The following is a 25,399-nucleotide window of genomic DNA, read 5'->3' as shown; positions in this document are numbered from 1 at the left end:
TTCAACTCTGTGATGATGCGCACAATTAGTATTACGTGAGCATATCAACAGAATAAATAATGTATTGCGAGAAACATTGTATACTTAAGCTGCTGTTTAATATGCTTTGTAACAATTTAGCCTGGAATTCATACCAGAATTCGCTGGTGACTCACGTGAGCTTTCTTAAGAATATACACTTAATTGTTGCGAACCTTTGGGAGTAATAACAATGCAAGAGAACTATAAGATTCTGGTGGTCGATGACGACATGCGCTTACGTGCGCTTCTGGAACGTTATCTGACCGAGCAGGGCTTCCAGGTTCGAAGCGTCGCAAACGCTGAGCAGATGGATCGTCTGCTGACCCGTGAGTCCTTTCACCTGATGGTGCTGGATTTAATGCTGCCGGGTGAAGACGGCCTGTCTATTTGCCGTCGCCTGCGCAGCCAAAGCAACCCGATGCCGATCATTATGGTGACCGCGAAGGGTGAAGAAGTTGATCGTATCGTAGGGCTGGAAATCGGCGCTGACGATTACATTCCGAAACCGTTTAACCCGCGTGAACTGCTGGCGCGTATTCGTGCCGTACTGCGTCGTCAGGCGAACGAACTGCCGGGCGCACCTTCTCAGGAAGAAGCGGTTATTGCCTTTGGTAAGTTCAAACTGAACCTCGGTACGCGTGAAATGTTCCGCGAAGATGAACCGATGCCGCTCACCAGCGGGGAATTTGCGGTACTGAAAGCGCTGGTAAGCCACCCGCGTGAGCCGCTGTCTCGCGACAAGCTGATGAACCTGGCTCGTGGTCGTGAATACTCGGCGATGGAACGTTCCATCGACGTACAGATTTCTCGTCTGCGCCGTATGGTGGAAGAAGATCCGGCGCATCCGCGTTATATCCAGACCGTATGGGGCCTGGGCTACGTTTTTGTTCCGGACGGTTCTAAAGCATGAGGCGAATGCGCTTCTCACCACGAAGTTCGTTTGCCCGCACATTATTGCTCATCGTCACCTTGCTGTTTGCCAGCCTGGTGACGACTTACCTGGTCGTGCTGAACTTCGCGATTTTGCCGAGCCTCCAGCAGTTTAATAAGGTCCTGGCTTACGAAGTTCGTATGCTGATGACCGATAAACTGCAACTGGAGGACGGCACCCAACTGGTGGTGCCGCCCGCGTTCCGCCGGGAAATTTATCGTGAGTTGGGTATTTCCCTCTATTCCAACGAGGCCGCTGAAGAGGCCGGACTGCGTTGGGCGCAACACTATGAATTCTTAAGCCACCAGATGGCGCAGCAGTTGGGTGGTCCGACCGAAGTCCGCGTTGAGGTCAACAAAAGCTCGCCGGTCGTGTGGTTGAAAACCTGGCTGTCGCCCAATATCTGGGTACGTGTGCCGCTGACTGAGATCCATCAGGGTGATTTTTCGCCGCTGTTCCGCTATACGTTGGCGATCATGCTGCTGGCCATCGGCGGCGCATGGCTGTTTATTCGTATTCAGAACCGACCGCTGGTGGATCTTGAACATGCGGCGTTGCAGGTGGGGAAGGGTATTATTCCGCCGCCGTTGCGTGAGTATGGCGCTTCTGAGGTGCGTTCCGTTACCCGTGCCTTTAACCATATGGCGGCAGGCGTGAAGCAACTGGCCGATGACCGTACGCTGCTGATGGCGGGGGTGAGTCACGATCTACGTACTCCACTGACGCGTATCCGTCTGGCGACGGAAATGATGGGCGAGGAAGACGGTTATCTCGCAGAGTCCATCAATAAGGACATCGAAGAGTGTAATGCTATTATCGAGCAGTTTATCGATTACCTGCGTACCGGTCAGGAGATGCCGATGGAGATGGCGGATCTGAACTCGGTGTTAGGCGAAGTGGTCGCGGCGGAAAGCGGCTATGAGCGGGAAATTGAGACTGCGCTGCTGCCGGGCAACATTCAGGTGAAGATGCATCCGCTGTCGATCAAGCGTGCGGTTGCCAATATGGTGGTGAATGCCGCCCGCTATGGTAACGGTTGGATTAAGGTCAGTAGCGGTATGGAGCCGCATCGCGCCTGGTTCCAGGTGGAAGATGATGGTCCGGGCATCAAGCCGGAACAGCGTAAACATCTGTTCCAGCCGTTTGTCCGCGGCGACAGCGCGCGTAGTACCAGCGGTACGGGCCTGGGGCTGGCGATTGTGCAGCGTATTATCGATAACCATAACGGTATGCTGGAAATTGGCACCAGCGAGCGGGGTGGGTTGTCGATTCGCGCCTGGCTCCCGGTTCCCTTCACTCGTGCGCAGGGCACCACGAAAGACGCATAAGAAAGGGAGGCGAAATGCCTCCCTTTTTGTTGTTGTAGGCCGGATAAGGCGAAACCGCCCTCCGGCAACGTCAATTACAGCTTCGGCCCGGCGCTAACCAGCGCTTCACCTGCTGGGGTGTCGGTGTACTTCTCGAAATTCTCGATAAACAGTTTCGCCAGTGCGTTGGCTTTTTCCTGCCACTGCTCCGGTGACGCGTAGGTATTACGCGGATCGAGAATGCGAGTATCCACGCCCGGCAGTTCGGTTGGAATAGCCAGGTCGAACATCGGCAGACGGAATGTTTCTGCGTCGTCCAGTGAACCGTTCAGAATGGCGTCGATAATCGCGCGGGTATCTTTGATGGAGATACGCTTACCAGTACCGTTCCAGCCGGTGTTAACCAGATACGCCTGCGCACCTGCCGCCTGCATACGTTTCACCAGCACCTCAGCGTACTGCGTTGGGTGCAGCGTCAGGAATGCTGCGCCAAAGCAGGCAGAGAAGGTTGGGGTAGGTTCAGTGACGCCACGTTCGGTACCGGCCAGTTTGGCAGTGAAGCCAGACAGGAAGTGGTACTGCGTTTGATCTGCCGTCAGGCGAGACACCGGTGGCAGCACGCCAAACGCGTCAGCGGTCAGGAAGATCACTTTGGTGGCATGACCCGCTTTTGACACCGGCTTAACGATATTCTCGATGTGATAAATCGGGTAGGAAACTCGGGTGTTTTCGGTTTTGGAACCGTCGTCGAAGTCGATAGAACCATCTTCGCGCACGGTGACGTTTTCCAGCAGCGCGTCACGACGGATCGCGTTGTAGATCTCCGGCTCGGCATCTTTAGACAGTTTGATGGTCTTAGCGTAGCAACCGCCTTCGAAGTTAAACACGCCATCATCATCCCAACCGTGTTCATCATCGCCGATCAGGCGGCGTTTAGGGTCGGTGGACAGCGTGGTTTTACCGGTGCCGGACAAGCCAAAGAAGACCGCCACATCACCTTTTTCCCCGACGTTTGCCGAGCAGTGCATGGAGGCGATGCCCTTCAGCGGCAGCAGGTAGTTCATGACGGAGAACATACCTTTTTTCATCTCGCCGCCGTACCAGGTACCACCAATCAACTGAATACGTTCAGTCAGGTTGAATGCCACGAAGTTTTCTGAGTTCAGACCCTGCTCTTTCCATTGCGGGTTGGTGCATTTAGCGCCGTTCATCACGATAAAATCAGGTTTAAAATCAACCAGTTCTTCGTCGCTTGGGCGGATGAACATGTTTTTGACAAAATGCGCCTGCCAGGCAACTTCGGTAATGAAGCGCACGGAAAGACGGGTATCGGCGTTTGCGCCACAGAAAGCATCAATAATAAACAGGCGCTTGCCGGAAAGTTGCTGGGTGACTAACCCTTTCAGATGTTGCCAGGTTTCCGGGGAAAGCGGTTTGTTGTCGTTCTTACCCTTACCTTTGTCGGACCACCACAGCGTATCACGCGTCGTGTCGTCACGGACAATGTACTTATCCTTTGGCGAACGTCCGGTAAAGATACCGGTATCAACAGCAACGGCGCCCAGATCCGTTAACACGCCACGCTCATAACCTTCCAGATTTGGATCAAGTTCTTCCTGATACAACAGGTCGTAGCTGGGATTGTAAACGATATCCTGAACGTCATTGATACCATAAGCCTTGAGATCTTGCGGGGTTAAACTGTTGTTCACACGCATTTCACTGCTCCTTAGCCAATATGTATTACCTGGAATAGTAAGGTTTTTTTGGGATTGCTAACCGCGACAAGGCTCATAGATTTACGCATCCGGAAAAACCACGGGCGACCGAATGCGCTGCGACTCCTGTCACAAAGAGGCAGATATTATGGCAGGAAACCCTTTTTTGTTGTGGAAAATGTTCTTAAAACGTTAATAGAGAGTGTTTTTGGCGGGAATCTTGTGAGTGTAATCGCATTCACGTAAGAAAAATACGTAACTCATACATAAACAATATCGATTCACTTCCCGTCGTCATGGCCCGAAAAAGGTCAGTCAATATTCAAAATTGTGAAGTTGATGCGATATGAGGCTTTCTGTTGATGCTGAATGACGACATGGTTAGTGTTGAACGTTCACAAACTACTCGCTGGGGCATGGAATCTATTGGCCTGCGGCAGGCGGTAGCGAATCAGTCACTGGATTCAGCGCCCAGAATGTGGCGTGTTATCGTGATTCTTGGCGAACGGCTAAAGAGGCATTATTACGCTGAGTAAGCGGGAGTTAGCCCGGCAGAAGACACTACCGGGCTGATAAACTTAATGGACCTGTGGGTCTGCCGGGGAAGCGTTGCTGCGGATCTCGGCAATATCCATTGCGTTAAACAGATAGTGGCTACCGCAGTAATCGCAGTGCATATCGATCTCGCCTTCTTCCGCCAGAATGCTGTCCACTTCTTCGTCCGGCAGCGTTTTTAGTGCGCCTGCGCAGCGTTCGCGTGAACAGGTGCATTTGAACTCAACGTCCTGCGGATCGTAGAGGGTAACTTCTTCTTCGTGGTACAAACGCCACAGTACTTCGTTGGCTGGCAGCGTCAACAGCTCTTCAGTTTTGATGGTTTCGGTCAGGGCGGTCAGGTGATCAAAATCATCTGCCTGCGCGTTTTGCGCCGGCATCACCTGCAGCAGCATTCCGCCAGCTGCGGGTTTGCCATCGACGTCGCCAGTACGGATAAACAGCCGTGTCGGCAGCTGTTCAGAACGCATGAAGTAATCTTCCAGACAGGCGGCCAGCGTGTCGCCTTCCAGACCGACCACACCCTGATAACGCTCGCCTTCTTCCGGCGTAATGGTAATCACCAGGTAGCCGTTGCCTACCAGCGTTTTCAGATCCGCGCCTTCAGGAATATCACCCTGCATGCGGGCCACGCCGCGCATCTGCTGATTGTTGTTGCCGTTGATGACGGCCAGGCTCAGCGGACCATCGCCCTGCAACTGTACGGTGATATCACCAGCAAACTTCAGCGTAGCGGTAAGCAGGCTGGTGGCGACCAGCAGTTCAGCCAGCACGTTTTTAACCGGCTGCGGGTAGGTATGGTTTTCGAGGATCTGTTGCAGGGTTTCCGAAACGGTCACCAGCTCGCCGCGCACGGCAAAGTTTTCAAACAGATAACGATGTAATTGGTCATGTTGCGGCATAATCATCTCTCTTGCAGGTGACAGTCACTCGCTGTCGCCGTGTTTAAATCGTAACAGGTCGCGGCGTTCTTTCTTGTCCGGTCGTCTGTCCGGGTGCGGCATGGTTAACGCGTTAAGTTTACGCGCCAGCGCCATTTTTTCGCGTTTTTCTACGCTTTCCGCGGTTTCTTCATACAGCGTAACGGCTTCCGTGGCCGGGCGACGCTGCTCGGTAATGGCCTTGATAATGACCGTCCGCTCGTCATTTCCCTGGCGCAGGGTGAGGGTGGCGTTCAGCTCGACAATTTTGCTCGGCTTACTGCGCTGGCCGTTGTAATGCACCTTACCGCCTTCAACCATTTCACGGGCCAGCGCACGCGTTTTATAAAAGCGCGCAGCCCATAGCCATTTATCCAACCTGACTTCAGCAGAGGGCTTTTCTTTCATGGCGTCTCCTTCACATCAGTGAGGGGATCAGTCGGCGGTAGTCATTCAATGACGGATGGCGTGCGTACTGTTTTTCCGCAATACCTGAGTCGGGATTGGTTACGCCGAGGCAGTAACGAATGCCGAACAGAGCAGCGGCGTCGAGAATGGGTTCGCTATCGTCAATAAACAGCGTCTTCTCTGCACTCATTCCCGTTTCTTCAGCCACAGCGTGCCATAACCGCTGATCCTCTTTGGGATAACCAAATGTGTGGGTGGAAAGTAATAAATCAAGGTGTGAGGCCAGACCGGTATGCTCCAGCTTCACCGCGAGGTTATGCGGATGCGCGTTGGTGAGCAAAATACGGCGCTTGCCGCTGGCTTTTAAGGCATCAAGAAACGGTACGGTATCTTCACGCAAAACAGCGCGTGGTCCCTGTGCCGTTGTCATAGCGCAAATATCCAGATCCAGGCGCTCACTCCAGTAATCCAGGCAGTACCAGTTTAGCGTATGCTGCACGGCATGATACTGCTGGCGAATATAGTCCTGGGCTTCCTGGGGAGAGATACCCTGCTTTGCGCCATAGGTTTCCGGCACCAGTTTTTGCCAGAAATAGTTATCGAATGCCAGATCGAGCAGCGTGCCGTCCATATCTAACAACACGGTGTCGACATCCTGCCAGGCAATATTGATATGCATGGAACCCCCCCAGAAGAAAACATGATGCGCGACAGGGTAGCATATCCTGGCGCGCGAGCGTGTTATCGAATCAGGCTTTCCGGGTCGTCAATCAGCGTTGGGTTGAGGCAACTTTCGTAATAGCTTTGAATTTCTGCGATGCGCGAGCGATGGCGCTGGTAGCGTCTGAATGCCTGAACGCTGTTATAGATAGCGCATCCGAGCATGGAGAGCATCAGCAGCGTCGTGCCAAGGTAGCGCCATAATCCTGAACGATCCGGGATTCGGTGCAGGCCAATGTGCTGGGTACCGTTGGCGTCGGTAGAGATATTGGTGACGATCCCCTCCGCGCGAAATGGTGTTTGCATTAGCATCTGGGCCAGACGCTGGAAGGCGTTCCACTGTTCTTGCGGCGGGTAATCATACAGGGAGGTTGACGGCCAGGGCTGATCGACCAGATCGCTGCCCTCGTCACTGATAATCAGAAAACCGCCGGGGGCAGGGCTATTTAGCGCCTGGGCCGCTCGCGCCGTCTCGCGTGAAATAAACGGCGCCGTAGAGGTATTGACCAGATTATCCAGCGACTCGGCGCTTACCGGACGCAGCAGCACATTTACGCCATCCAGTTTTCCGGCGTTAGCGCGTTTCACCAGGGCGGCCCAGTCTTTACTATTACCGAGGTTAACCAGCGCATTTTTTAAGCGCACGCATTCATCTTTGGCTGCGCACAGATCGGCTGTTTTCAGGACAATTTCACCAAAATCATCCAGTAACACCATGCCGGACTTTTGGATTGCCGAACGTAATGACGCGCTGACGCGGGAATCATCATCTGGTTTGGGGTGCAACTGGCGGCTTACGGCCTGAGTGAGCGCGGTGGCTTTGTTCACCAGATCGGATTCAGGAAGCGGTAGCGCGCGCGCGTCATTCCAGATAATTTGCGTGCAATCAAAAGGCATGAACGGCGTGGCGGGCTGTGTATTCCAGCTCCCCTGGGTATGAATGTTACACATACCTGTGCCGCTCAGGTGTAGTGTGTCCCCCACGCGGACGCCCGCGTTCTCAAGCTGTTTCACGCTGGTGGCTTCGATAGTCTGTGCGCCTTTCATCCAGGAAAGGGTGAATTTTATCGGCATATCCAACGGGATCCAGAACAGCAGCATCAGCAGCACTAACAGCGAACCGCCAGCGATAACGGCATTGCGTAGCCAGTGTTGCAACGGGAAATTTTTAACCTCGTCGTGCAGGGATAAAAAACGCCCCTGGCGTACAACGTGGCGATCGAGATAAATATCGATATCCGTTTGCTGACCAAGATCCTGCGCAATGTAAGGCTGCCAGTGAGGGGGATAGATCAGATCAATAATACCCAGAGAAATATTGTTAATTTGCTCCTGGTCGTTCTCGCCAAACAAACCCCAGCGACGCGGCGTCCCGCGCAGACAATGAATTTCTCGCAGGGCGGTTTTAGATGGCGGAGCGAACAGCCCCCACAGACCTGCACCGAGCAACAGCACCGCGCCACCGACTGCCCACGGAACAAACGTATCCGGGATGATTAAACATAAAAAGAACAGCAGGAATGATGCGGCGATCAGTAACGCTTCGCGTAATCCAGAAGGGCGGCTGAGCGCATACTCTTCATGGGTTTCCTGACGAATATTCAGCAGTTCGATTTGTTCGCTTTCTTCACCGCGAATGGACGCCTGGGTAGAGGCGGTATGCTGTAACGCATAGCCACGCGCTTCCTGCATATATTCCTGCAGGGTGTGGCCGTTTAGCGAAATAACCAGCGGTAACGTATTGGTGTGAATCAACTCAACGCTGTTTTCGTCATTGATGTATTGTTCCCAAAAAGGCGGCAAATGCACCTCAACGGAATCAAGATAATAGCGCCATTTGTTAGGATCGTCGGTGGTAATACCGTAACGTGTAATCGCGTGCGTAAGTACAATAACGCTGTTACTTTGGGCATTCAGTGTTAACGATACTGGCGCAGAACTGGCGCCAGTTGGACCAGGTACTTGCTGAATTTGACTCAGGTTTTCGAGATAGTTTTCGACAGCGCTGCGTTCTTCAGGCGTAAGCTTACGCTTAGAGGCGTCTGAAAAGACGTTGCTCAAAGGTAAATTTTTCCGTCTGGATTTCGTTCTGAGTCGCCACCCTGCAAGCAATGAGCAGGCCAGCAAAGCAGCTAAAAAAATCAGAATGGTGCTCATGCTTTCCCCATCTTACTTAGTCTGTCAGGCGTGGTCAGTCGCACCCTGTTCAATATTCGTGATTCTTTAGTTGGCTATCGGCAAGTGTGGAGTTGAACTTGAGCATCTTAAAGCGCAGCCCAGTAAATGCGAATCATAGCAAAATCACTAAAAATGGAATATCAGCAAATTCCTGGAGTTATTTCAACCTATTGACTTTTAATTTGAAATAGGGATTAACTTTTAGTACGTTACATAAATGTAAATAAACGGCAATTCACGTTGCCGAAACCGTGCGGTATATCGCACAATGACCCCAGATTTCACAGCAAAGACCCTCACAATGAGCAAATCATTACAAAAACCCACGATTTTGAAAGTGGAAACCGTCGCCCAATCCCGGCTGTTTAAGGTCGAAAGCGTGGACCTTGAGTTCAGCAACGGCGTACGCCGCGTTTATGAACGTATGCGGCCCTCCACGCGTGAAGCGGTAATGATTGTGCCGATTGTGGATGACCACCTGATCCTTATCCGCGAATACGCGGTCGGGACCGAGTCCTACGAACTGGGTTTTTCCAAAGGATTAATCGATCCCGGTGAAAGCGTATTTGAGGCGGCGAATCGGGAACTGAAAGAAGAGGTGGGATTTGGCGCGAAAGATCTGACGTTTTTGAAGAAACTCAGCATGGCGCCGTCTTATTTCTCCAGCAAAATGAACATTGTGGTGGCAGAGGATCTTTATCCTGAATCGCTGGAAGGGGATGAACCTGAGCCATTACCGCAGGTACGCTGGCCGCTCGCGCATATAATGGATTTGCTGGAAGACCCTGATTTCCACGAAGCGCGTAATGTGAGTGCATTGTTCCTCGTACGTGAATGGCTGAAAGGGCAGGGACGGCTTTAATATCTATCCCACTAATACGCAAACAATAAAAAAGGCGCCGAAGCGCCTTTTTTGATCAGAACAGTTCGTGTGTCTCACCATTATCGATAATGGTTGTCCCCACCTCGTGTACCGCCTGTTGCGTTGGCTGAGTACCTTCAATGAAATACTCTTCGCGGCTGTTACCGCCGCTCGCCAGTTGACCGGTACTGCGATCGATATTGACCGTCACGATACCCGGCGGCGGCGTCAGCGGCTGCTCGGGCACACCTTCCAGCACGGATTTCATGTAAGCATCCCACGCAGGCTGCGCGCTCTTCGCGCCGCCTTCATAGCCGGAGATTTGATCTTTGATCGCCCCGGAAGCAGTCGTGTGACCCAGATTGCGGCGATGATCGTCAAAGCCGATCCATACTGATGTCACTACGCCTGGTCCGTAACCGGAGAACCACGCATCTTTAGAACTGTTGGTAGTCCCGGTTTTTCCGCCGATATCGTGACGTTTCAGGTCGCGGCCCGCACGCCAGCCGGTCCCCATCCAGCCTGGTTCCCCAAAGATATTGGTGTTCAGCGCGCTTTTAATCAGGAACGCCAGCGGCGTGTTGATTACGTGCGGAGCGTACTCCTGCGTTCCACTCTGCGCGACCAACGCCTGGTTGGCCTGCTCAAGCTGTGGCATAGGCACGGCGGCATTCTGCTGCTCCTGCGAGACGGCGACATCTTCTACATTACTGTTTTCCAGCACGTTAGATTTCTGAGTATCGCCATAAATCACCGGAATATCACAATCCGGGCAGGCAATTTTTGGCTTCGCTTCGAAGATAACGCCGCCCATATCGCTTTCGATCTTACTGATGAAATACGGATCGACCAGGAAGCCGCCGTTCGCCATCACTGCGTAGCCGCGCGCCACCTGCAATGGTGTGAACGAGGCGGAACCCAGCGCCAGCGATTCGGTGTGCACAATGTTCTGTGCCGGGAAGCCGAAACGTTGCAGATACTCTGCTGCGTAATCCACGCCCATAGCACGCATGGCGCGTACCATCACTACGTTTTTCGACTGGCCCAGCCCCTGACGTAAACGGATAGGACCAGCATACTGCGGCGGTGAGTTCTTCGGCTGCCAGTCGGAACCGGCACCGGCATCCCAGCGGGAGATCGGCACATCGTTGAGCATGCTCGCCAGCGTCAGACCTTTATCCATTGCGGCGGTATAGAGGAATGGTTTGATGTTGGAACCTACCTGGCGTAGCGCCTGGGTCGCACGGTTAAACTTGCTCTGGTTGAAGTCAAAACCCCCTACCAGCGCCAACACCGCGCCGTTTTGCGGATTAATAGAAACCAATGCGGAGTTAACATCCGGCACTTGCGCCAGCCACCAGGCATCGCCAACCTGGCGTACCCAGATTTGCTGCCCGGTCTGTACCACATCTGTCACTTTACGCGGCGTCGGACCTTGCTGAGTATCCGAGCGGTAAGGACGCGCCCAGCGCATGCCATCCATCCGTAATGAAACTGATGTGCCATCCGCCAGCGCGGCAATGGCTTCCTGCGGATTGGCGCTGGTGACAACCGCCGGCAGCAGTGGTCCATATGTTGGCAGCGCTTTCAGCGTATCGGTGATTTTCTTGCTGTCCCAACTGCTTTCGCCCACTTTCCACAGCACGTTTGACGGGCCGCGGTAGCCGTGGCGCATGTCGTAATCCATCACGTTGTTACGTACTGCCTGCTGGGCCGCCTGCTGCACTTTGCGCGTAATGGTGGTGGTGATGCGATACCCGTCTTCATAGGCTTTCTCGCCATAGCGGTTATACATCTCCTGGCGCACCATCTCAGACAGATACGGCGCAGAGAAGGCGATTTCCGGCGCGTGATAGTTGGCGTCAATGGCCTCGCCGCGCGCCTGATCGTACTGGGCCTGCGTAATGTAATTTTCACTCAGCATACGCGACAGCACGACGTTACGTCGCGCGGTGGCCCGGTCCATCGAATAGAGGGGGTTGAAGGTTGACGGCGCTTTTGGCAGACCGGCAATCACCGCAATCTCACTTAAGCTGAGCTGATCGACCGTCTTGCCGAAATAGACCTGCGCGGCCGCCCCCACGCCATAGGCGCGATATCCCAAGTAGATCTTGTTCAGATACAGCTCAAGGATTTCATCTTTACTCAGCAGTTGTTCAATGCGGATCGCCAGGAAAACTTCTTTGATCTTACGCATCAGCGTACGTTCCGGGCTCAGGAAGAAGTTTCTCGCCAACTGTTGGGTAATGGTACTCGCCCCTTGTGAGGCGTGACCGGAGAACAATGCGACGCTGGCTGCACGGAAGATCCCCACCGGGTCGACCCCGTGGTGCTCATAAAAGCGGCTGTCTTCTGTGGCGATAAAAGCTTTGACCATCACTGGCGGCATCTGATCCAGCGTGACCGGGATTCGACGTTTCTCGCCATATTGCGCGATCAGCTCGCCGTCAGCGCTGTAAACCTGCATCGGGATCTGTAAACGCACATCTTTGAGCGTCGCGACGTCAGGTAATTGCGGCTCAATATAGCGATAGAGGCCATAAATCGAGCCTGCTCCCAGCAGGATGCAACATACTGCAAGGATTAATAAATACTTTACGAACTTCACTGGAGATTTCCCATTTAGTGGCATTTGGGCAGTTTATAAACAAACGCGCGGTAGTATAAAGGCAAGCCAGACGCATTGATATACCCGTTAAAGCAACGGGTGATACGGAGATCATCAGCAATGGCTTTTAATATCTGGAAAATTGGTCTGCATATTCAGCAACATGAAGCGCTGGCTGTCGCTGTCGTTCACGACGCGTCCGGTTGGTTTCTACAGCGCTGGTGGCGTATGCCGTTGGCACCTCAGGTTATCGTTGATGGTCACATTCGCGAGCCAGAACAGCTTGTCGCAACGCTACTGCCGTGGAGCCGTGAGCTTCCTCGCCGACATCATATTTATCTCTCCTTTCCCGCCAACAGGACGTTACAAAAAAAGTTTCCTCGTCCGGCAATGACCTTGCGAGAGCCAGAGCAAACTGCATGGTTGTCCGGTTTGATGGCTCGTGAACTGGATATGTCGCAGGATGCGCTGCATTTTGATTATAGCGAAGACACGTTGAGCCCGGCGTTTAACGTCACTGCCGCGCAAAGCAAAGAGATTTCAACGCTGCTGACGTTAATACAAGCGCTGAAAGTACAGGTTAAAGCGATTACGCCGGACGCTAGCGCCTTGCAACGATTTATTCCTTATTTACCCGAACATCAACAGTGTCTGGTATGGCGTGATGAGACCCAGTGGCTATGGGCGACCCGCTCGTCATGGGGGCGAAAATTGACGGGCGATATTGGCCGTCTCGACGAACTTGCCGCAACGTTATCTCTTTCCCCGACAGCTATTGCGCTATGCGACCCCAGCGGATTCGATCCTTTAAACGTCGTGTCCGTTCGCCAGCCGCCAATTCCACCACACAGCCACCGCTTTACCATTGCATTAGGACTGGCCATGGGAGGAACGTATTGATGATATCGACCATCAATCTTCTGCCCTGGCGTCAGACTCGGCGGTATACCTGTTTGCGTTTCTGGGCCGTCTTCTTTAGCGCTGCTCTACTGCTGAGCATTGGCGTGACGTTAGTCTATAACAGCGTTTTTAGCGTGGAAAACCGGGTCGCACTCCTGCTGGTAGAGGCTGAAAATAAGCGCATAGCGGCGCTGATGGCGCTAAAGCCTCGCTTGCAGCAGCGCCTGCAACAATGGCAACAGGTACAAGCGCGAAACAAACAGCGTGACCAGACCCAAAGCTGGCAACAGATTCTGCAACAACTGGCGGAATTACTCCCGGAACAGGCGTGGTTAACCAAAATGACCTGGCAGCAAGGGACGCTGGAACTGACGGGAAATGCGCTGAACTTTGCCGCCCTTAAGGCGCTGGAAACGCAATTACGCCAGCAGCCGTTGTTTACGCTAAATCGTTCTGGCGAAACGCAGCAGGATGCCCAAGGGCGTTGGCAATTCTACTATCGTCTGACGCGGAGTGACACGCATGATAACGCTCTGTGATGCCTGGCTCGCGCAGTCGCTGCGCTTTCGTGTTATGTGCGCATGCGGCTGGATTTTAGGGTTGCTTATGATGGTAGCGCTATGTCTTTACCCCGCCGCCAGGCTGCGGGGTATGCAACAAGAGGCGCTAAACCAGCAACGTGCTGCCATTCAGACGCAATGGCGAAACCTGTATCTGCTGGCGTCATCGTCAGGAGAGGCTGAAGAGACGTTTATTCCATTCTCTCCGTTGCTGTTTCAGACGCCCCTTATACGTCTTGTCCACTGGCAACCCACCATTAAGGGCGGGGAGATGACGCTGAGGCCTGCGTGGGAGGCTATCCCGCCGGTGTTTGTCCAACTGGCGGAACAAGGGATGAGCGTCAGCCGGTTTTCTCTCAGTGTAGAAGGCGCTGAACTGCTGTTAACGCTACAACTGGAACATCTGAATGACGGTTGAACGCTGGCTGTTGGCATGCATCAGTGTGCTGATCCTGACCGGTATGCGTAATCCCTTCTTACCGCCGGAAGACCCTTGCCAGACAGCTGAGTGGTCGACGTGGCGTTATCAGGGGATGGTGAGCGTGGGTGAGCGACCGATCGGCATCGTGCAGGATGGGCAGCACAAATGGCGGCGAGTTGAGCGAAATGACGTCCTGAAAAACGGCTGGACGATTTCGCAGATAACGGCTGAAAGCTTAACTCTCAACACAGAGAAAAGCTGCGAGCCTGCTCAATGGCAGTGGCAACGACAGGGAGCGGTAAATGAAGCGATGGATGAGATGGATAGCCATGATGCTGCTGGTCGCGGCGTCCAGCGGGCAGGCGGGAAAACCGCAAAACGTAACGCTGGTGGTGGATGATGTGCCTGTTGTGCAGGTTTTGCAGGCCCTGGCGGAACAAGAAAAGAAAAACCTGGTGGTTTCACCGGATGTCGGCGGGGTGCTGTCACTGCATCTGACAGATGTGCCCTGGAAGCAGGCGTTGCAAACGGTCGTGAAAAGCGCCGGATTAGTGCTACGCCAGGAGGGCAACATTCTGCATGTGCATTCCATGCAATGGCAGAGTGAAAATGCGGCCCGCCAGGAAAATGAGCAGGCACGAATGCAGGCCAGCCTGCCTCTGGAACATCGCAGCATCATTTTGCAATACGCTGACGCCGCCGAATTGGCAAAAGCCGGAGAGAAGTTGCTGAGCGCTAAAGGCAGCATGACGGTTGATAAACGAACCAACCGCTTACTGCTGCGTGATAATAGCGTTGTGCTTAACGCGCTGGAAAAGTGGGTGGCGCAAATGGATTTACCCGTTGAACAGGTGGAACTGGCGGCGCATATCGTCACGATTAATGAAAAAAGTTTGCGCGAGCTGGGGGTTAAATGGTCGCTGGCCGACGCGCAACAACCGGGGGCAGTGGGGAATGTCACTACGCTTGCCAGCGATCTTTCGGTGCCCGCAGCAACATCCCGTGTGGGATTTAATATTGGTCGTATTAACGGTCGGTTACTGGAACTGGAGCTGTCGGCACTGGAGCAAAAACAGCAGCTTGATATCATCGCCAGTCCGCGATTACTGGCTTCTCACCTGCAACCTGCCAGTATTAAGCAGGGCAGCGAGATCCCGTATCAGGTCTCCAGCGGAGAAAGCGGGGCGACATCCGTCGAGTTTAAAGAAGCGGTACTGGGGATGGAGGTTACGCCCACTGTTTTGCAGAAAGGGCGAATCAGGCTGAAACTGCATATCAGCCAGAATGTCCCCGGGCAGGTGCTACAACAAGCTGATGGTGAAGTTCTGGCTATCGATAAGCAGGAAATTGAAACGCAGGTTGAGGTAAAAAGCGGAGAGACGATTGCGTTGGGCGGCATTTTTTCACATAAAAATAAATCTGCGGCTGACAGCGTGCCGTTGTTAGGCGACATCCCCTGGCTTGGCTCTCTTTTTCGTCACGATGGAAAAGAAGATGAGCGTCGTGAGTTAGTGGTCTTTATTACGCCCAGACTAGTGTCAACGGAATAACTTATGCATGAAAAACCGTTGTTTTTGCACTGAACACGTTTCAGGGATTTGACGTGGGGGTGTATTTAGCATACAAGGAGTACCGATTTGAGCGTCGGTACTTTTCTTTACTTATGCGGCAATGAATACGCTTTGCCTTTCTGGTGGTGTGTCATAGGCTTATTTTGCCGTCATTGGACTACGCGATACGTCGCCATGTCTGATGTTTGCAGGGCTGCATGCCTGCCACGACCAGAAATGCGTAGGGTTTGGTGATTTATTCAGTTGCCAAACCCGCTTGAGTATTGAGATAATTTTCAGTCTGACTCTCGCAATATCTTATGAGGTTTCAGTTCATGTCCTGCTGCGCTGGGTGTCTGCGAAGCGGGTTTACCATTAACGAATAGTCTTAGTAGTACCGAAAAAATGGCAGAGAAACGCAATATCTTTCTGGTTGGGCCTATGGGTGCCGGAAAAAGCACTATTGGGCGGCAGTTAGCTCAACAACTCAATATGGAATTTTACGATTCTGATCAAGAGATTGAGAAACGAACCGGAGCTGATGTGGGCTGGGTCTTCGATGTAGAAGGTGAAGACGGCTTCCGTGATCGCGAAGAAAAAGTCATCAACGAGTTGACGGAAAAACAGGGTATTGTGCTGGCAACTGGCGGTGGCTCTGTAAAATCACGTGAAACACGTAACCGTCTCTCCGCGCGTGGCGTCGTGGTCTATCTTGAAACGACAATTGAAAAACAACTTGCGCGTACTCAACGTGACAAGAAACGCCCGCTGCTGCAGGTAGAATCACCGCCTCGTGAAGTTCTGGAAGCGTTGGCTGACGAACGCAATCCTCTGTACGAAGAGATTGCCGACGTGACCATTCGCACCGACGATCAGAGCGCAAAAGTCGTAGCAAACCAGATTATTCATATGTTGGAAAGCAACTAATTCTGGCCGAATACACACTCGTCTGCGGGTACAAGTAACTAAGGTGGATGTCGCGTAATGGAGAGGATCACAGTCACTCTCGGGGAACGTAGTTACCCTATCACTATCGCGGCTGGTTTGTTCAATGAGCCAGCTTCATTCTTACCGCTGAAATCGGGCGATCAGGTTATGTTGGTGACCAACGAAACCCTGGCTCCCCTGTATCTCGATAAGGTTCGCGGCGTACTTGAACAGGCGGGTGTTAACGTTGATAGCGTTATCCTTCCCGATGGCGAACAGTATAAAAGCCTGACGGTTCTGGATACGGTTTTCACCGCATTACTGCAAAAACCGCACGGTCGAGATACCACGTTGGTCGCACTTGGCGGCGGCGTGATTGGCGACCTGACCGGTTTCGCGGCAGCCAGCTACCAGCGCGGTGTTCGTTTCATTCAAGTTCCGACAACTCTGTTGTCGCAGGTCGACTCCTCCGTCGGCGGCAAAACCGCCGTAAACCATCCCCTCGGTAAAAACATGATTGGCGCGTTTTACCAACCAGCCTCCGTGGTGGTGGATCTCGATTGTCTGAAAACGCTTCCTGCGCGTGAGCTGGCATCGGGGCTGGCGGAAGTCATCAAATACGGCATCATTCTTGACGGTGAGTTTTTCAACTGGCTGGAAGACAATCTGGACGCGTTATTGCGTCTGGACGGTCCGGCAATGGCGTACTGTATTCGCCGTTGTTGTGAGCTGAAAGCAGAAGTTGTCGCAGCAGACGAGCGCGAAATGGGCTTACGTGCTTTACTGAATCTGGGACACACGTTCGGCCATGCGATCGAAGCTGAAATGGGTTATGGCAATTGGTTACATGGTGAAGCCGTCGCAGCAGGTATGGTAATGGCTGCTCGTACGTCAGAACGTCTGGGTCAGTTTAGCTCTGCGGATACGCAGCGCATCATTACGCTGCTACAGCGAGCAGGCTTACCGGTTAATGGGCCACGTGAAATGTCCACCGAGGCCTATTTGCCGCATATGCTGCGAGATAAAAAAGTGTTAGCGGGAGAGATTCGTTTAGTGCTTCCGCAGGCAATAGGGAAGAGTGAAGTGCGCGGCGGAGTGTCGCACGAGGTGGTTCTTAACGCTATTGCTGATTGCCAGCAGGCGTAACAACAAGAAAGGTCCGACGTACGTTGCGAAACGTAGGTCTTTTAGCTTCAGGTTACGTGCAAAGTTGTAAGCATTAACCTTTGAGTGGGGTGTTAAATGGATGAATTCAAACCAGAAGACGAGCTGAAACCCGATCCCAGCGATCGTCGTACTGGTCGTTCTCGTCAATCGTCTGAACGCGATAATGAGCCGCAAATCAATTTTGATGATGTTGATCTGGATGCTGACGATCGCCGTCCTGCGCGCGCACGTAAAGAGCGTGAAGAAGAGCGGGACATCGAAGAAGACTATGAATCTGATGACGATGCGGTGGATGAAGAGCGTGTAGAACGTCGTCCGCGCAAGCGTAAGAAAGCGGTCAGTAAACCTGCCTCTCGTCAGTATATGATGATGGGTGTGGGCGTGCTGGTGCTGCTGCTGTTGATCATCGGTATTGGTTCTGCGCTGAAAGCCCCCTCATCTTCTTCCAGTGAACAGACGGCGTCCGGCGAGAAGAGCATCGATCTTTCTGGCAGCAATGCGACGGATCAGGCGAACACGAATACGCCTGCAACGGGCGCTGAGCAGACTGCGGGCAATACCCAGCAGGATGTTTCCCTGCCGCCGATTTCCTCTACCCCAACTCAAGGCCAGACGCCTGCGGCAACTGAAGGTCAGCAGCGTGTTGAAGTGCAGGGCGATCTGAACAATGCGCTGACGCAACCGCAAGGTCAGGAGCAGGTTAACAACGTCGTGGTGAACTCTACGCTGCCGACCGAACCTGCGACCGTCGCACCAGTTCGTAATGGTACTGCTGCGCGCCAGACTGCCAAAACGGAAACGGTTGAACGTCCTGCTGCTACGCACCAGGAGCGTAAACAGGCCGTCATTGAGCCGAAGAGCAAACCGCAGACCACGGTGAAAGCGACGACGACAGAGCCGAAACCTGTTGCTCAGGTAAAACCAACCGCGACTGCGCCGACGACCACAACCAAAGCGCCTGTGGTAACCGCTGCGCCAAAAGCGACAGCAGAACCGAAAGCAACCGCGGCGACGACGTCTGCACAGACTGCGACACCTGCGCCAACCGCGACGGCAACGCCTGTGGCTGGCGGAGCGAAAAGTACAGGAAATATTGGCGCGTTAAAATCTGCGCCGTCCGGCCATTACACGCTGCAGCTCAGCAGTTCTTCTAACTACGACAACCTGAACGGTTGGGCGAAGAAAGAAAACCTGAAGAACTACGTGGTGTATCAGACGACGCGTAACGGTCAACCGTGGTATGTTCTGGTGACGGGCGTGTATGCATCTAAAGAAGATGCGAAACGTGCAGTGTCTACGTTACCCGCCGATATTCAGGCGAAAAATCCGTGGGCAAAACCGCTGCACCAGGTTCAGGCCGATTTGAAGTAAGATAGGATATGTTCTGCAATGGTTTGCTGTTTCGCCCAATTGCGGGACAAAGACTAAAGCGCAGGATGCTGTCGGAGCTTTCTCCACAGCCGGAGAAGGTGTAATTAGTTAGTCAGCATGAAAAAAAATCGCGCTTTTTTGAAATGGGCAGGGGGAAAATACCCCCTGCTTGATGATATCAAACGGCATTTACCCCAGGGTGAGTGTCTGATTGAACCCTTCGTAGGGGCCGGGTCGGTGTTTCTCAACACCGACTTTTCTCGTTATATCCTTGCCGATATCAACAGCGACCTCATCAGTCTCTATAACATCGTGAAGACCCGTACCGATGAGTACGTGCAGGCTTCGCGCGAGCTGTTTATGCCTGAAACTAATCAGGCTGAGGTGTACTACCAGTTCCGGGACGAATTTAATACCTGCCAGGACCCGTTCCGCCGCGCAGTGCTATTCCTGTATCTGAACCGCTTTGGTTACAACGGGTTGTGCCGTTATAACCTGCGCGGTGAGTTTAACGTACCGTTTGGTCGTTATAAAAAACCTTATTTCCCGGAAGCCGAGTTATACCATTTTGCTGAAAAAGCGCAGAATGCGGAGTTCCATTGCCTTTCCTATGAAGAGTGCATGGACCGTGCGGATATCAACTCCGTAGTCTATTGTGACCCGCCTTATGCACCGCTTTCGGCGACGGCAAATTTCACCGCGTATCATACCAACAGCTTTAGCCCGAAAGAGCAGGCGCATTTGGCCGAGATGGCAGAAAAGCTGGTCAGTAAGCAGATTCCGGTGTTAATTTCGAACCATGACACGCCCGATACTCGTGAGTGGTACCGGGCAGCGAAACATTTTCAGGTCAAAGTGCGGCGCAGCATCAGCAGCAATGGCGGCACGCGTAAAAAGGTGAACGAACTGCTGGCGCTGTATAAACCAGGAGTCGCAACGCCTGTGAAAAAATAATTCTCAAGGAGAAGCGGATGAAACAGTATTTGATCGCCCCCTCAATTCTGTCGGCTGATTTTGCCCGCCTGGGCGAAGACACCGCGAGAGCGCTGACTGCCGGTGCCGATGTAGTACACTTCGACGTCATGGACAATCACTACGTACCGAACTTGACCATCGGACCGATGGTTCTGAAATCGCTGCGTAAATATGGCATCACCGCCCCGATTGATGTTCACCTGATGGTGAAACCGGTCGATCGTATTGTCCCTGACTTCGCCGCCGCTGGCGCCAGCATCATTACTTTCCATCCGGAAGCCTCCGAGCACGTTGATCGTACCTTGCAGCTGATCAAAGAGCATGGCTGTAAAGCGGGCCTGGTGTTTAACCCGGCAACGCCTTTAAGCTACCTGGACTACGTCATGGATAAGCTGGATGTGATCCTGCTGATGTCCGTTAACCCAGGCTTTGGCGGACAGTCTTTCATCCCGCAAACGCTGGATAAGCTGCGTGAAGTGCGTCGTCGTATTGATGAATCTGGCTATGACATCCGCCTGGAAGTTGATGGTGGCGTCAAGGTGAACAACATCGGTGAAATCGCGGCGGCGGGTGCAGATATGTTTGTTGCAGGCTCCGCTATTTTCGACCAACCAGACTACAAAAAAGTCATTGATGAAATGCGCAATGAACTGGCGAAGGTAAGTCATGGATAAGTTTCAGGATATTCGGGGCGCCGCTTTTGACCTCGACGGCACGCTGGTCGACAGCGCGCCGGGATTAGCCGCAGCGGTGGATATGGCGCTGTATGCGCTGGAACTGCCGGTTGCTGGTGAAGAACGTGTAATCACCTGGATTGGTAATGGTGCAGATGTACTGATGGAGCGCGCGCTGGCGTGGTCTCGTCAGGAGCGCGCGACATTACGTAAAACGATGGGTAAACCCCCCATTGATGATGATATTCCTGCTGAGGAACAGGTACGTATTTTGCGTAAGCTGTTCGACAGGTACTACGGCGATGTCGCAGAAGAGGGGACATTCCTGTTCCCTGATGTTGCCGACACGCTGGGCGCGTTGCATGCTAAAGGTTTGCCGCTGGGTCTGGTGACCAACAAACCAACCCCGTTTGTCGCGCCATTGCTCGAGGCGTTAGATATCGCCAAATACTTCAGCGTGGTCATCGGTGGTGACGACGTGCAGAATAAAAAACCACACCCGGATCCGCTGCTGCTGGTGGCAAGTAAGCTTGGCATCAAGCCTGAGCAAATGCTCTTCGTAGGGGATTCTCGTAATGATATTCAGGCGGCTAAGGCTGCTGGTTGTCCGTCCGTTGGTCTGACGTATGGCTACAACTACGGTGAGTCTATCGCATTGAGCGAGCCCGATGTCATGTACAACCGCATTAATGAACTATTGCCCGCTCTCGGGCTTCCGCATAGCGAAAATCAGGAATCGAAAAATGACTAAGCCCATCGTTTTTAGTGGCGCACAGCCCTCAGGTGAATTGACCATTGGCAACTATATGGGTGCGCTGCGTCAGTGGGTGAACATGCAGGATGACTACCATTGCATCTACTGCATCGTTGACCAACATGCCATTACCGTTCGTCAGGATGCTCAGCAACTGCGTAAAGCAACGCTGGATACGCTGGCGCTGTATCTGGCATGCGGGATCGATCCTGAAAAAAGCACCATTTTTGTTCAGTCGCACGTACCGGAACACGCACAGTTAGGCTGGGCGCTGAACTGCTACACCTATTTCGGCGAGCTGAGCCGTATGACCCAGTTCAAAGATAAATCTGCACGTTACGCAGAGAACATCAACGCCGGTCTGTTTGATTATCCGGTACTGATGGCGGCAGACATTCTGCTGTATCAGACCAATCAGGTACCGGTTGGCGAAGATCAGAAACAGCATCTTGAACTGAGCCGCGATATCGCTCAGCGCTTCAATGCGCTGTATGGCGACATCTTCAAAGTACCGGAACCGTTCATCCCTAAATCCGGCGCGCGCGTGATGTCGCTGCTGGAGCCGACGAAAAAAATGTCCAAGTCGGATGACAACCGCAACAACGTGATCGGTCTGCTGGAAGATCCAAAATCTGTGGTCAAAAAAATCAAACGAGCGATGACTGACTCGGAAGAGCCGCCTGTTGTTCGTTACGACGTGAAAGAAAAAGCGGGTGTTTCGAACCTGCTGGATATCCTCTCTGCCGTCACCGGCCAGAGTATTCCGGAGCTGGAACAGCACTTCGAAGGCAAAATGTATGGTCATCTGAAAGGTGAAGTCGCGGAGGCCGTTTCCGGCATGCTGACCGAGCTTCAGGAACGTTATCACCGTTTCCGTAACGATGAAGCTTTCCTGCAGAAAGTAATGAAAGACGGTGCGGAAAAAGCCAGCGCACGCGCTTCTGTTACGCTGAAAGCCGTTTACGAAGCGATTGGTTTTGTCGCCAGACCGTAATATTTTCTGCGTTGCAAAAAAACCGGGGAATCCCCGGTTTTTTTGTATCTGCGCAATAGCATCTATTACTGGTCTGCAGCCGGACCACAGCCACCAATAATTTTAGAAATTGAAATTGCTGGATGCAGGAAATAATCGTAGCTGCAGTTATTTTTTTTGTTTTCAATATGACCCGTACATGCGGTCAGTGTAGCCAGAACCCCAGCGACAATGGTGATTTTTGCAAATTTCAGCATGTTAAAATCCTTGTAAGATATCTATTTTTAAAATGGATGAAATCCATTTCTCGACGGTTAAGATATCAACTTAAATAAAATTTAAGTAGTCCGGATAAGGACATAGCAAGCTTTATGTAAATTATATAATTAATGAATTGGATTACTAGGCGGTTATATTTTAATTAATAATTGGTTTGCTGAAGTGAGCATGTAGCGTATTTCGTTTATTATTTATTTCTGCAGGATGATAAATACATGCCCTGAATATCAGGGCATGTATTTACATTCAATTAATGATTCGAGAACCAGTTCAGCTTATCGCGTAGTCCAACCACGCGACCGACGATAATCAGCGCTGGGCTTTCAACCTGTTGCGCTAATTCCCCGAGCTGCGTCAGCACACCGTTGACGACGCGTTGCTTCACGGAGGTACCGTTTTCTACCAGCGCAACCGGCATATTGGCCTGCATGCCAAATTCGATCAGTTTTTCCTGAATTGTGGCCGCCTGATTCAGTCCCATATAGAACACCAGCGTCTGTTTCTCTGCCGCCAGATTTTCCCAGTCCAGCTCGCCGCCGGTTTTCAGGTGTCCGGTAACCAGACGAACACTTTGCGCGTAATCGCGATGGGTCAGTGGAATACCAGAATAAGCGGAGCAACCGGAAGCCGCGGTTATACCCGGCACAACGGAGAATGGAATACCAGCGTGGCAAAGCGTTTCCAGCTCTTCACCACCGCGGCCAAAGATGAACGGGTCGCCACCTTTTAGTCGTACCACGCGCTTGCCTTGTTGCGCTTCACGCAGCAGGATCTGGTTGATTTCTTCCTGCGGTACGCAGTGGTAACCCGCGCGTTTACCGACGAATACCCGGTCCGCATCGCGGCGCACGAGGTTCATAATATCGTCGGAAACCAGACGGTCATAAACCACTACGTCGGCTTGCTGGATCTGCTGCAGCCCTTTCAGCGTTAGTAGCCCGGCATCGCCAGGACCGGCGCCAACCAGCACCACTTCACCACGGTGATCCAGTGGTTCGCTGAGCAACTGCTCGGTGGTTTCCTCGACAGCTTTCCGATCGTTGTTTGCCAGCGACTGCGCCAGGCGGTCATTAATGAACAATTTTTCCCAGAAGCGGCGACGTTCACCCATACTGGCAAACTGGTTTTTAACCCGGGAACGCAGCTTGCCCGCATACTGTGCGACCTGGCCAAGATGCTGAGGCAGTATGGATTCGAGTCTTTCACGTAGCAGACGGGCCAGCACCGGCGAAGTGCCGCCAGAGGAGACCGCCACCATCAGCGGCGAGCGGTCGATAATGGAGGGCATGATAAAACTGGCTGCTTTTGGCGCATCGACCACGTTGCAGAAAATACGGCGTGATTCTGCGGCGGTGCTGACGCTTTGGTTGACGGCATCGTCATCGGTGGCGGCGATAACCAGCCAGCAAGGATCGAGCAGGGATTCATCGAACGGTCCCTCAACAAGCGTCAACATGCCTTCATTTGCCCATACGGTGAACTGCGGAATAAACGCCAGCGCATTAACCGTTAAACGGGCGCCCGCTTCCAGCAATAACCGCGCTTTGCGTTCTGCGACATCACCACCGCCGACGATCAAGCAGTCACGGTCACGTAGTTGACAAAATATAGGCAAATGATCCACGACATTACCCCTTAATTATTGGCAGCAGCCTCTGGCTGATTGATTTTTGCCGGAGCCGGACGCTCCGATTTTGGCGTAGCATACCAATAACCCAATCCCATGAATACGACACCGGACAAAGTATTACCGAGTGTCACCCACAGCAGGTTATGACCAATTCCGGCCAGGGTATAAGCTTCGCTGTGGTGGCCGAACCAGGAGAGGGCAAACAGCGTCATGTTGGCAACCGAGTGTTCGTAGCCGGAAGCAATAAACGCCAGCAGACACCACCAGATAGCGAGGAATTTTGCTGCGCCTTCGGTACGGATTGCCATCCAGATTGCCAGACAAACCAACCAGTTACACAGTGCGCCCTTGAAGAACAGTACCGTCGCAGGCGCGGTGGTTTTCGCCAGTGCAACCGAATGGACGATGCTGGTATCTACCGGCAACAAGCTGCCGCCACCCCAACTGTAAAGCAGAGCGACAAACACGGAACCGACCAGATTACCCAGCCAGGTTTGCGGTAAAATTGCCCACATTTGACCGTGACTGATGGTGCCCGCTTTGACGCCGAGCGTCAGGAACATGGTGTGACCGGTAAACAGTTCAGAACCCGCGATAATGACCAGCGTTAAGGCGATACCAAAGGTTGCACCCATTACCAGAGGACGTACGGACGGGTCGAGCAGATTGCCGAGGGTGAAAATAAGAATGATGCCGAGACCGACATAGGCCCCTGCCATTGCCGAACTGACCCAGAATCCGAACGGATTATTAGCCGACAGGCGTGCGATGCGCGCAGCATTAGCCGCACACTTATTAATAGTGTCAGTAAACATTTGATTATCCTTGAAGTACAAAAAATAAAAAAAATCGTAACCGTAGGCCGGATAAGGCATTTATGCCGCCATCCGGCAATGTGCTTTTGCAATTGCCTGATGGCGCTACGCTTATCAGGCCTACCAATAAAAGACCTACAAATACGTCAAAAAAGGGGAGGCGTTGCGCCTCCCA

General features: G+C 52.7%; 24 protein-coding genes. 15 read left to right on the top strand and 9 right to left on the bottom strand.

Annotated elements, in window-relative coordinates:
• The first annotated feature begins 211 nt into the window (after nt 1-211).
• Both ompR and envZ read left to right on the top strand, forming a co-directional pair.
• Entirely contained in the window at nt 212-931 is a 720-nt protein-coding gene (ompR, locus tag FOB24_RS23440; RefSeq protein ID WP_001157751.1) for an osmolarity response regulator transcription factor OmpR, read from the top strand.
• The gene (envZ, locus tag FOB24_RS23435) at nt 928-2,280 is read left to right on the top strand and encodes a two-component system sensor histidine kinase EnvZ (protein ID WP_042311918.1); all 1,353 of its coding nucleotides are present in this window, start codon (nt 928-930) and stop codon (nt 2,278-2,280) included. Before ompR ends, envZ begins: the two co-directional genes overlap by 4 nt.
• A 74-nt stretch (nt 2,281-2,354) precedes the next feature.
• Here the strand turns inward: envZ and pckA are convergent, their stop codons facing one another.
• The 5 genes from pckA to igaA all read right to left on the bottom strand — a co-directional run bounded on the left by pckA (nt 2,355) and on the right by igaA (nt 8,737).
• Nucleotides 2,355-3,977: a phosphoenolpyruvate carboxykinase (ATP) gene (gene pckA / locus FOB24_RS23430; protein WP_150345508.1), complete on the bottom strand. Its 1,623-nt coding sequence runs from the start codon at nt 3,975-3,977 to the stop codon at nt 2,355-2,357.
• Between the two features lie 578 nt (nt 3,978-4,555).
• On the bottom strand, nt 4,556-5,434 hold the full coding sequence (hslO, locus tag FOB24_RS23425; protein WP_016157640.1) for an Hsp33 family molecular chaperone HslO: 879 nt from the start codon (nt 5,432-5,434) through the stop codon (nt 4,556-4,558).
• 24 nt (nt 5,435-5,458) lie between these two features.
• Nucleotides 5,459-5,860 (bottom strand): ribosome-associated heat shock protein Hsp15, encoded by a 402-nt coding sequence (gene hslR, locus FOB24_RS23420; protein WP_003837900.1) that lies wholly within the window; start codon nt 5,858-5,860, stop codon nt 5,459-5,461.
• A gap of 10 nt (nt 5,861-5,870) precedes the next feature.
• Nucleotides 5,871-6,539: a GMP/IMP nucleotidase gene (yrfG, locus tag FOB24_RS23415; RefSeq protein ID WP_038634874.1), complete on the bottom strand. Its 669-nt coding sequence runs from the start codon at nt 6,537-6,539 to the stop codon at nt 5,871-5,873.
• A 62-nt stretch (nt 6,540-6,601) separates the two neighbouring features.
• On the bottom strand, nt 6,602-8,737 hold the full coding sequence (igaA, locus tag FOB24_RS23410; RefSeq protein ID WP_087856288.1) for an intracellular growth attenuator protein IgaA: 2,136 nt from the start codon (nt 8,735-8,737) through the stop codon (nt 6,602-6,604).
• A gap of 322 nt (nt 8,738-9,059) precedes the next feature.
• Here igaA and nudE point away from each other — a divergent pair, with 322 nt between their 5' ends.
• Nucleotides 9,060-9,620 carry an ADP compounds hydrolase NudE gene (gene nudE / locus FOB24_RS23405; protein ID WP_085049007.1) on the top strand — a complete coding sequence of 187 codons (561 nt, stop codon included), beginning with the start codon at nt 9,060-9,062 and terminating at the stop codon, nt 9,618-9,620.
• Nucleotides 9,621-9,675: 55 nt separating this feature from the next.
• Here nudE and mrcA read toward each other — a convergent pair whose 3' ends face one another.
• On the bottom strand, nt 9,676-12,228 hold the full coding sequence (mrcA, locus tag FOB24_RS23400; RefSeq protein WP_085049006.1) for a peptidoglycan glycosyltransferase/peptidoglycan DD-transpeptidase MrcA: 2,553 nt from the start codon (nt 12,226-12,228) through the stop codon (nt 9,676-9,678).
• 120 nt (nt 12,229-12,348) lie between these two features.
• Between mrcA and FOB24_RS23395 the strand changes: the two genes are divergently transcribed.
• The 12 genes from FOB24_RS23395 (at nt 12,349) to trpS (ending at nt 22,521) form a co-directional block, all read left to right on the top strand.
• Nucleotides 12,349-13,128 carry a type IV pilus biogenesis protein PilM gene (locus FOB24_RS23395; RefSeq protein ID WP_150345507.1) on the top strand — a complete coding sequence of 260 codons (780 nt, stop codon included), beginning with the start codon at nt 12,349-12,351 and terminating at the stop codon, nt 13,126-13,128.
• Nucleotides 13,128-13,667 carry a PilN domain-containing protein gene (locus FOB24_RS23390; protein WP_150345506.1) on the top strand — a complete coding sequence of 180 codons (540 nt, stop codon included), beginning with the start codon at nt 13,128-13,130 and terminating at the stop codon, nt 13,665-13,667. Before FOB24_RS23395 ends, FOB24_RS23390 begins: the two co-directional genes overlap by 1 nt.
• On the top strand, nt 13,651-14,106 hold the full coding sequence (locus FOB24_RS23385) for a HofO family protein (protein WP_087856292.1): 456 nt from the start codon (nt 13,651-13,653) through the stop codon (nt 14,104-14,106). Before FOB24_RS23390 ends, FOB24_RS23385 begins: the two co-directional genes overlap by 17 nt.
• A complete protein-coding gene (locus FOB24_RS23380) occupies nt 14,096-14,509 on the top strand; it encodes a HofP DNA utilization family protein (protein ID WP_121529641.1) in 414 nt (137 codons plus the stop codon). Before FOB24_RS23385 ends, FOB24_RS23380 begins: the two co-directional genes overlap by 11 nt.
• Nucleotides 14,424-15,659, top strand: a complete 1,236-nt coding sequence (hofQ, locus tag FOB24_RS23375; RefSeq protein ID WP_170973221.1) for a DNA uptake porin HofQ — start codon at nt 14,424-14,426, stop codon at nt 15,657-15,659. The genes FOB24_RS23380 and hofQ overlap by 86 nt, the downstream gene beginning before the upstream one ends.
• Nucleotides 15,660-16,064: 405 nt before the next feature.
• Nucleotides 16,065-16,586, top strand: a complete 522-nt coding sequence (gene aroK, locus FOB24_RS23370) for a shikimate kinase AroK (RefSeq protein ID WP_003023552.1) — start codon at nt 16,065-16,067, stop codon at nt 16,584-16,586.
• 57 nt (nt 16,587-16,643) lie between these two features.
• On the top strand, nt 16,644-17,732 hold the full coding sequence (gene aroB, locus FOB24_RS23365) for a 3-dehydroquinate synthase (protein WP_110496649.1): 1,089 nt from the start codon (nt 16,644-16,646) through the stop codon (nt 17,730-17,732).
• A gap of 96 nt (nt 17,733-17,828) precedes the next feature.
• On the top strand, nt 17,829-19,124 hold the full coding sequence (gene damX, locus FOB24_RS23360; protein WP_150345505.1) for a cell division protein DamX: 1,296 nt from the start codon (nt 17,829-17,831) through the stop codon (nt 19,122-19,124).
• Between the two features lie 117 nt (nt 19,125-19,241).
• Complete coding sequence (dam, locus tag FOB24_RS23355) at nt 19,242-20,078, top strand: adenine-specific DNA-methyltransferase (RefSeq protein ID WP_150345504.1); 837 nt, start codon at nt 19,242-19,244, stop codon at nt 20,076-20,078.
• A gap of 17 nt (nt 20,079-20,095) precedes the next feature.
• Nucleotides 20,096-20,773 carry a ribulose-phosphate 3-epimerase gene (gene rpe / locus FOB24_RS23350; RefSeq protein ID WP_003023561.1) on the top strand — a complete coding sequence of 226 codons (678 nt, stop codon included), beginning with the start codon at nt 20,096-20,098 and terminating at the stop codon, nt 20,771-20,773.
• Complete coding sequence (gph, locus tag FOB24_RS23345) at nt 20,766-21,524, top strand: phosphoglycolate phosphatase (protein WP_038634839.1); 759 nt, start codon at nt 20,766-20,768, stop codon at nt 21,522-21,524. The genes rpe and gph overlap by 8 nt, the downstream gene beginning before the upstream one ends.
• Complete coding sequence (trpS, locus tag FOB24_RS23340) at nt 21,517-22,521, top strand: tryptophan--tRNA ligase (RefSeq protein ID WP_038634836.1); 1,005 nt, start codon at nt 21,517-21,519, stop codon at nt 22,519-22,521. The genes gph and trpS overlap by 8 nt, the downstream gene beginning before the upstream one ends.
• Before the next feature lie 65 nt (nt 22,522-22,586).
• On the opposite strand, the gene FOB24_RS23335 is transcribed toward trpS, so the two are convergent.
• From FOB24_RS23335 to nirC, 3 genes are all read right to left on the bottom strand, one after another.
• Nucleotides 22,587-22,757 carry a YhfL family protein gene (locus tag FOB24_RS23335; RefSeq protein ID WP_006687392.1) on the bottom strand — a complete coding sequence of 57 codons (171 nt, stop codon included), beginning with the start codon at nt 22,755-22,757 and terminating at the stop codon, nt 22,587-22,589.
• 272 nt (nt 22,758-23,029) lie between these two features.
• Complete coding sequence (gene cysG / locus FOB24_RS23330) at nt 23,030-24,403, bottom strand: siroheme synthase CysG (RefSeq protein ID WP_038634829.1); 1,374 nt, start codon at nt 24,401-24,403, stop codon at nt 23,030-23,032.
• 11 nt (nt 24,404-24,414) lie between these two features.
• Nucleotides 24,415-25,224: a nitrite transporter NirC gene (gene nirC / locus FOB24_RS23325; protein ID WP_150345503.1), complete on the bottom strand. Its 810-nt coding sequence runs from the start codon at nt 25,222-25,224 to the stop codon at nt 24,415-24,417.
• Nucleotides 25,225-25,399: the final 175 nt, after the last annotated feature.

This window comes from Citrobacter werkmanii, assembly GCF_008693645.1.
Classification (GTDB): domain Bacteria; phylum Pseudomonadota; class Gammaproteobacteria; order Enterobacterales; family Enterobacteriaceae; genus Citrobacter; species Citrobacter werkmanii.
Note: the sequence above shows the minus strand (reverse complement) of the source record. Positions and strands in the feature narration are given on the sequence as shown.